The 7,143-nt window shown below is 52.9% G+C and carries 10 protein-coding genes and 1 pseudogene; all 11 read left to right on the forward strand.

Annotated elements, in window-relative coordinates; all coding sequences use genetic code 11:
- Positions 1–247 precede the first annotated feature (247 nt).
- Positions 248–751, forward strand: a complete 504-nt coding sequence (locus ACR0QW_RS10330; protein WP_432643565.1) for a flavodoxin — start codon at positions 248–250, stop codon at positions 749–751.
- Between the two features lie 74 nt (positions 752–825).
- On the forward strand, positions 826–1,023 hold the full coding sequence (locus ACR0QW_RS10335; RefSeq protein ID WP_432643574.1) for a twin-arginine translocase TatA/TatE family subunit: 198 nt from the start codon (positions 826–828) through the stop codon (positions 1,021–1,023).
- Positions 956–1,711, forward strand: coding sequence for a twin-arginine translocase subunit TatC (tatC, locus tag ACR0QW_RS10340; RefSeq protein ID WP_432643566.1), 756 nt, complete (start codon positions 956–958; stop codon positions 1,709–1,711). Before ACR0QW_RS10335 ends, tatC begins: the two co-directional genes overlap by 68 nt.
- Positions 1,712–1,875: 164 nt before the next feature.
- Positions 1,876–3,198 (forward strand): SGNH/GDSL hydrolase family protein, encoded by a 1,323-nt coding sequence (locus ACR0QW_RS10345; protein ID WP_432643567.1) that lies wholly within the window; start codon positions 1,876–1,878, stop codon positions 3,196–3,198.
- Positions 3,199–3,214: 16 nt separating this feature from the next.
- On the forward strand, positions 3,215–4,057 hold the full coding sequence (locus ACR0QW_RS10350; protein ID WP_432643568.1) for a 4Fe-4S binding protein: 843 nt from the start codon (positions 3,215–3,217) through the stop codon (positions 4,055–4,057).
- Complete coding sequence (locus tag ACR0QW_RS10355; RefSeq protein ID WP_432643569.1) at positions 4,044–4,259, forward strand: hypothetical protein; 216 nt, start codon at positions 4,044–4,046, stop codon at positions 4,257–4,259. The genes ACR0QW_RS10350 and ACR0QW_RS10355 overlap by 14 nt, the downstream gene beginning before the upstream one ends.
- Positions 4,246–4,923, forward strand: coding sequence for a flavodoxin family protein (locus tag ACR0QW_RS10360; protein ID WP_432643570.1), 678 nt, complete (start codon positions 4,246–4,248; stop codon positions 4,921–4,923). Before ACR0QW_RS10355 ends, ACR0QW_RS10360 begins: the two co-directional genes overlap by 14 nt.
- Before the next feature lie 38 nt (positions 4,924–4,961).
- Positions 4,962–5,069 (forward strand): annotated as a pseudogene (locus tag ACR0QW_RS10365) (aldo/keto reductase); the annotation flags it as partial.
- Between the two features lie 25 nt (positions 5,070–5,094).
- Complete coding sequence (locus ACR0QW_RS10370; protein WP_432643571.1) at positions 5,095–6,210, forward strand: DUF362 domain-containing protein; 1,116 nt, start codon at positions 5,095–5,097, stop codon at positions 6,208–6,210.
- Between the two features lie 144 nt (positions 6,211–6,354).
- Entirely contained in the window at positions 6,355–6,795 is a 441-nt protein-coding gene (locus ACR0QW_RS10375; protein WP_432643572.1) for a carboxymuconolactone decarboxylase family protein, read from the forward strand.
- An 11-nt stretch (positions 6,796–6,806) separates the two neighbouring features.
- A complete protein-coding gene (locus ACR0QW_RS10380; protein WP_432643573.1) occupies positions 6,807–7,007 on the forward strand; it encodes a hypothetical protein in 201 nt (66 codons plus the stop codon).
- The last annotated feature ends 136 nt before the right edge of the window (positions 7,008–7,143 follow it).

A 7,143-nucleotide genomic window follows, 5' to 3' on the forward strand; every position in this document is an offset into this window, starting at 1 on the left:
CTATAATACACAGTTAGGTTTTTCATTGTCAGTTAAATTCTAACACGAAAAAGGACTTTCGGTTCGCAAGAATCGAAAGTCCTTTCTCGTGTTCATGGGGCCATTATTTCACAGCCCCTTTTGATTTCATAGGTCAGAGATGATTTTGCCTATACGTTTTTTGTATGATGCACGAGAATCAATAAGCATTTTATATTACAGCGAATTTCTGCTATGCTGGTGGCAACAGATACAGGAGGGAAAAGCCATGAAGAAATTGTTGATTGTATATTATTCCTGGTCGAACGGGAATACGAAAAAAATCGCCGAGGAACTACAGAAAGTGACCGGCGGTGACCTGGCCCGGATCGATACCAAGACTGCTTATAAGGAGCAGGACTACCAGCAGGTGGTGGATCAGGCGGAAAAAGATGTGGAGAGAGGGTATGAACCCGTCCTGGCGCCCCGGTTCTTCCAGGTAAAGGATTATGATGCCATCGCCCTGGGGACACCTACCTGGTGGTATACCATGGCTCCGGCCATGAAGACCTTCCTCCATGAAGAGAATCTTGAAGGGAAACTGGTCATCCCCTTTGCCACCCACGGCGGCTGGCCGGCCCATGTCCTGGCCGATCTGAAGAAAGCCTGCCCCGGAGCCCAGTTCGGACCGGAGCTGGCGGTGCAGTTCGATTCGGAAGGCGACAGTACGCAGGTGATGCCCCAGAGGCAGGTGGAAGCCTGGCTGGAACGAGTGAAAGCCAGCCTGGCGTAAAAAGGTCGTACTGTGTCCAGTAAAGTCAGCTAAATTGCAGTGTGGATCCTGTGGGAATCCGGAAGGAGGAAATGATGTTTGGACTGGGTGTACCGGAACTGATGATGATCCTGATCATCGGGCTGATTGTGTTCGGGCCGGGCAAGCTGCCCACGATCGGCAGTGCTTTGGGCAAGAGCATCCGGGAGTTCAAGGAGGCCTTCTATGCTCCCGTGGAAAGCCGGGAAAAAGAAGGTGGAAAGGATGGAAAGCCGGAAGCAAAGCAGGACTGATGATATGACCTGGGTGGAGCATATGGAGGAGCTGCGCCGGCGGATCCTGAAATCCCTGCTGGCCGTGGGGTTCGGCATGGTTGTGGCTTTCTTCTTCATGGACTCGATCATGATCTTTCTTACCAGGTCGGCAGGCACGTTGTATTTTTTAAAGCCGGCGGAAGCTTTCATGACCTATTTTAAGGTACTGGCAGTGGCTGGAATGTTGCTGGCCTCGCCTGTGTGGTTCTATCAGATCTGGGCCTTCCTGCTGCCAGCTCTGACACGGAAGGAAAAGAAGATGCTGCTGGCTTTCGTACCCTTTTCGGTGCTGCTGTTTGCCGGGGGCTGTATCTTTGCTTTTGAAATCGTACTGCCCCGGGGCTTGGATTTTTTTCTGGAGTTCACATCGCCGGCGGTACAGCCGCTACTTTCCCTGGAAAACTATCTGGACTTCATGCTGATGCTGGTGCTGCCCTTCGGGGTATTGTTCAACCTGCCTCTGGTACTGCTGTTTATGGCCCTGGCCGGGCTGATCCGTTCCGATCAGCTGCGGAAGGCCAGACGGTTCGTGATTTTCGGCAGTTTCGTGGCAGCCGGTATCTTGACACCGACTACGGATATCGTGACCCAGAGCCTTCTGGCAGTACCCCTGATCCTGCTTTATGAACTCAGTTACGGCATGATCCGGTTTGGGCTGAAAAGATAGGGAGCGGGGTGTGAAAAATGCCTTTTTCACACCCCGATTTTCATACATCTGATTTTCACACTTATAATAGAAAAATCGTATTTTTAATAATATATTATAAGTATTTAACATGACAATGACGGCATGCTATCCTATAGGCAACAAAAGGAAGGAGCTGAAAAACTATGCAAAAGGCACTGCGCCACTCTTTAAAGACCAGCTTGCTGGCTCTGCTGGTGGTGCTGCTGCTCCTGGGGAGCAGCTGTACCGTCCGCCGGAGTCTGGGGCTTTCTACAGATACTACGATTTCCCAGGATGAAACAGCCCAGGCGGCTCGTGTGGATCTGGGGCTGCTTCAGTGGCAGCAGCGGTTGGATGCGGTTCGCAGCGAAGTGGAAATCCTGGATGGGATCCCTGCCAGCCTGGATCCGGATCAACCCAGTCCGGCTGCCATTTACCGGAACGGCCGTGTGTACGGCAGTGCCGTCCTGCTGCCCATGGATGAACTGAAGAGCAGGCAGAAGCAGCCCCTTCTTTATTATCGGGTACGGGCCTACGATCTGGACGGCAATCCGGTGGGCCCTTATTCCCAGCTTCAACCGGTAAGGGGCAGTCTGCAGACGGTGACCCGGAATGCTCCCGTGCCCCGCAGCAGGATGGAAGACAGCAACGGTTCGGAGCTGCTGTACCCGGTATATGCCTACACGGGCAATCCTGGTGCCACCCAGTATGAGGTGGAGGTGACGGATCATCGTCCGGAAAATTCCAATGGCACGGCACCTTCCCGGTATCGGGTATTCGCACAGACTACGAAGCTGACGGATCTGTACGACGAAAAGCCCCGGATTGGCACCTATTACTGGCGAGTGCGGGGGATGGATGACGATGGCAATCCGGTAGGGGAATGGAGCAAGGCCCAGAAGTTCACGACTCTGCCCAAACCGGGCATCAAGGTGGGCATCTATGGTGACAGTATTTCCCACGGGGGCGGTCATCTTTCCTACAGTCCAGTGGATTACGCCTACAGTTACAGTCATTATTTGGAATTTCCCACCGTCAATCTGTCGGAAAGCGGAGACACCAGTGCCATGATGCTGGAACGGTTTGACAGGGATGTACCGGCCTTCCGGCTGAAATATCTGCTGATCATGGGCGGGTCAAACAGTCTGCGGGCCGGCGTTCCGGCGGAAGATGTAATCCGGGATCTGGACGCCATTGGGGAAAAAGCCCGGGAACGGGGCATTACTCCCATCTATCTGACCCTGCCGCCCATTAACCCGGCCAATATCGATAAGGCTTTTGACGAACCTACGTATGAAAACTGGCGGCAGTCCTTTGCCCAGGTCAATGACTTCATCCGCAGGCAGGATCATATCGATGTGGCGGCCCAGTTCGACCAGTCGGCGGATCTGCCGACGGAACTGGCTCTGGACGGCATACATGGTGACTGGAATATGAAACAGATCATGGCCCAGGCCATCAACACGGCCATGGCAGGACGGTTGTAAAGGAGGAGAGTGTCCCATGCATGAAGTCATCTTGAACCGCTGTCGGCGGTTCTTCGGCTACATTATGGGGTTCCTGCTGTTCTATGCACCCTTTGAAGGGTTTGCCCGGCTGTTCCGGATCCTTTATCTGCCAGCCCGGCGCTACAGTTTCCACGAACCCTGTTTTCGCATTCCTCTCCACTATCTGCTGGAGGGGAGAATGGACCTGGCAGGTCCCGTTTCGCTGACAGGAATCGCCCTGCTGGCTCTGTCGGCTTTTTTGCTGGGACCGCTGTTCTGCGGCAAATTGTGTCCGGCGGGAGCTCTGACGGAGTATCTTTCCTATCTGGTGCCCCGGAAGCTGAAAATCGACTGGAGCAGGCATGTCCCCATCACCACGCTGCGGTACGGCTTCTTTATCGGCTTTTTGGCAGCTGTCCTGGTGGGTATCGATGAACACTGTTCCTACTGCAATTTCGCCGTGTTCGATAACCTGATCGGGGTGATCCGGTATGGACGGCTGCCGTACTATAGTTTCTCTCTTCTGGTGAACTTCCTGGTGTGGTTTGTAATCCTGGGCATCTTTTCCATGGGAGGAAGAGGATATTGCAATTTCTTCTGTCCGGTGGGGGCCATGAATAACCTGCTGTATGTGCTGCGCAGGCGCATCCCTTTTTTGCCCCGGATGAAGGTGAATCAAGACAAATGTGTGGGATGCGGCCGGTGCGTCCGTGTGTGTTCCATGCGGACTATGAAACTGAAGGAACAAAAAGTGGTCATCGACCCCTGGCGCTGCAACCTGTGTCAGGATTGCCAGGCTGTGTGCCCCCAAAAGGCCATTTCGTACAGAAAGGAAGGGAACAGCCATGGAATGCCATAAACTTCTGGGAGGTGCTGGGGCCGCCGGTACTTCCTTTGTCCTGCAGCTGGCGGAACGGAACAGTGGCCTGCCCGGGTGTACGGGCAGTTGTGGAGCCTGCGGCGGAAGCTGTCTCGTGGCGTTGGGAGTCACGGCAATGCTGGGCCTGATGGCATGGCGGAATCATCGGGAAACAAAGGAGCTTGAACATGGACAGACGTGAGTTTCTGAAAGTAACGGGTGCCGGCATGCTGACGTTGTTCCTCAGCGGCTGCGGAACGCTCATGGCACCCAAACAGGGAAAAGCGACAATCCAGGTTAAGCCTGGACAGGTATCAGGAGGTAAAAAAATGAAAATCGTTGTGATTACCAGCAGTCCTCATCCGAAAAACGAATCCACCTCTATCTATCTGGCTGACCGGTTCACTGCCGGGGCGCAGAAAGCCGGCCATGAAGTATTCACCTTTGATGCGGCCAACAGCAGCACGCACCCCTGCCGGGGCTGCGACCAGTGCCATATGGATGGTCCCTGCGTTTTCAAAGACGATATCGAAAACACCCTGATGCCCAAGATGCTGGAAGCAGATCTGCTGGTTTTGACCACACCCCTGTATTATTTTGGCATGTCGGCCCAGCTGAAAACCATTGTGGACCGGTTCTATTCCCGCACCGGCCGTCTCCATGGCAAGAAATCCATCCTGATGGCTACGGCTTACAACAGCAATGACTGGACCATGAGTGCGCTGGTGGATCACTATGATACTTTGGTGAGATATATGGAATGGCAGGATGCCGGTAAGATTCTGGGAATCGGCTGTGGTTCCCGTTCTCTGGTAGAAAGCTCAGATTTCGGCAATCAGGCAGAACAACTGGGGGCCAATCTGTAACTCGTAAAAAGAGAAGAATCCGGGCATCCATGCACGACGCTTCTAAGGTTTACTTCAATCCGGGGCGGCTTTCGAAAGAGTCCATCCAATGGGAAATCAACGGCAGTTTGAGACACCTGGGCACTGGGTATCTGGATTTGTACATTGATGCAAAGAAAGAGAGGAAATGGTATGAATCGCAGAGAATTCTTTAAAACTTCCGGGATGGGGGCCTTGGCCTTGCTCCTGAGCAGCTGCGGATTCTCAAAGCAGGCGAGTTCTTCTTCGGAGCTTTCCGGAGGAAATCTGGTCGGCAGTAAAAAGAAAGTAGCCGGTACCGGCGGCGACAGGTATATTCCGCCAGAACAACGGCAGGGCAACGAATCCGTTGTTTATTTTACGCGCGACCTGTCTGCGGCGGGCCTGCTGAAGGCTTATGAGACCATTGCCGGGAGTATGACTGGTAAAGTGGGCATCAAACTGCATACGGGAGAACCACACGGTCCTAATATTATTCCCCGGCCCTGGGTGAAGCGGCTGCTGGAAGCGAAACTGCCTGGAGCCAAAATCGTGGAGACGAATACCTATTATGAAGGTGCCCGCTATACTACGGAAGATCACAGGAAAACGCTGGCTGTGAACGGCTGGGATTTTGCTCCTGTGGATATCCTTGATGAAGAGGGAACTGCCATGCTGCCCGTTAGGGGAGGCAAGTGGTTTACGGAAATGTCTGTGGGATCCCATTTGCTGGACTATGATTCTCTGCTGGTGCTGACCCATTTCAAGGGGCATACCATGGGCGGGTTCGGCGGTTCCGACAAGAACATCGGCATTGGCTGTGCGGACGGCCGAATCGGCAAGAAGATGATCCATTCCGGCGAAGGCGGCAGCCAGTGGGGCATTGGAAAGGAAGAATTCATGGAACGGATGACAGAATCTTCGAAAGCAACAGCAGATCATTTCGGCAGCCGCATTGCCTACATCAATGTGCTGCGCAATATGTCCGTCTCCTGTGACTGCGAAGGGACAGGGGCTCAGCCCGTGGTAACGCCCAATATTGGCATCCTGGCTTCTGCGGACATCCTGGCGGTCGACCAGGCCTCGGTGGATCTGGTCTATGCGCTGCCGGAAAAAGACCGCCATGATCTGGTGGAACGGATGGAAAGCCGTCACGGTCTGCGCCAGCTGAGTTATATGAAAGAATTGGGCATGGGCTGCGACCGGTATGTGCTGCTGGATTTGGACCATGGAAGCCAGCCTCTGACTCTGGCAGATGCGGTGAAGGATGTGAAACCCTTTGCGGGGTAGGAAAAACAGATACGGTAACGGGTATGGCCGAGGAAAAATAAAGAATTATGCATTTTTGCTATTTCAAGCAATGAATGATAAGCATTTAACATAGCTGAAAGGATTTGCTATGATAGGATTGAAGGAAGACCCAAAGGAGGAATCATGATGAACGAACGCTTGAAACAATTTTCTGGTTTTGCGCTGGCCCTGGTCATGACGACCTGTATGGGCATACATTTTGGGGAGGCGGCAGCCATGGAAAACAAAACGAAAAAACCGGTCAAGATCGTACAAACTGCAGGCAGAGACGCACTGGGGGACTTCGCCCCGGACTTTGCCCGGTACAATGATGATATCCTGTTTGGAGAAGTGTGGAGTGCCAACGACAAACTGAGCCTGCACGACCGGAGCATCGTCACTGTATCCGCTCTGATTGCCCAGGGCATTACGGACAGTTCTCTGAAATACCACATCAGCTCTGCAAAGAACAATGGTGTGACCAAGGAAGAAATGGTTCAGATCATTACCCAGCTTGGCTTCTACGCCGGTTGGCCCAAAGCCTGGGCTGCATTCCGGCTGGCGAAGGAAGTTTATGGGGAATGAGGTAAACATCTATGGATAAAACATTCCGCGAGAATCTGGTGGCAGCCGGATGTCCGGAAGAGGTGATCCAAAAGATCCAGCAGCTGGATGGAACGCAGCAGACCCTGGAACTGCGGAGGTACCGGCGCTGTCTGCTGAAAAAGGTGCACAAGGAACAGGCGCGGCTGACGAACCTGGATTATCTGCTGTACCAGCTGGAAAAAAAAGCATAAAAAGGGGCTGTGAAGAAATGAGAATTCATTTCTTCACAGCCCCTTCTTTTTTTATCTCTATGGCTCCCTCAACAAAATTTGAGGAGAAAAGAGCATACTTCCCCCTTTCCCCAAAAATCAGCTTTTTTAATTAAGC

The organism is Acidaminococcus sp., from assembly GCF_050873445.1.
In the GTDB taxonomy this organism is placed as follows: Bacteria; Bacillota; Negativicutes; order Acidaminococcales; family Acidaminococcaceae; genus Acidaminococcus.

Coding starts and splice junctions, on each gene's coding strand:
- tatC (WP_432643566.1), top strand. CDS start 956: ATGCTCCCGTGGAAAGCCGGGAAAAAGAAGGTGGAAAGGATGGAAAGC.
- ACR0QW_RS10355 (WP_432643569.1), top strand. CDS start 4,044: ATGGAATGCCATAAACTTCTGGGAGGTGCTGGGGCCGCCGGTACTTCC.
- ACR0QW_RS10380 (WP_432643573.1), top strand. CDS start 6,807: ATGGATAAAACATTCCGCGAGAATCTGGTGGCAGCCGGATGTCCGGAA.
- ACR0QW_RS10375 (WP_432643572.1), top strand. CDS start 6,355: ATGATGAACGAACGCTTGAAACAATTTTCTGGTTTTGCGCTGGCCCTG.
- ACR0QW_RS10360 (WP_432643570.1), top strand. CDS start 4,246: ATGGACAGACGTGAGTTTCTGAAAGTAACGGGTGCCGGCATGCTGACG.
- ACR0QW_RS10335 (WP_432643574.1), top strand. CDS start 826: ATGTTTGGACTGGGTGTACCGGAACTGATGATGATCCTGATCATCGGG.
- ACR0QW_RS10350 (WP_432643568.1), top strand. CDS start 3,215: ATGCATGAAGTCATCTTGAACCGCTGTCGGCGGTTCTTCGGCTACATT.
- ACR0QW_RS10330 (WP_432643565.1), top strand. CDS start 248: ATGAAGAAATTGTTGATTGTATATTATTCCTGGTCGAACGGGAATACG.
- ACR0QW_RS10370 (WP_432643571.1), top strand. CDS start 5,095: ATGAATCGCAGAGAATTCTTTAAAACTTCCGGGATGGGGGCCTTGGCC.
- ACR0QW_RS10345 (WP_432643567.1), top strand. CDS start 1,876: ATGCAAAAGGCACTGCGCCACTCTTTAAAGACCAGCTTGCTGGCTCTG.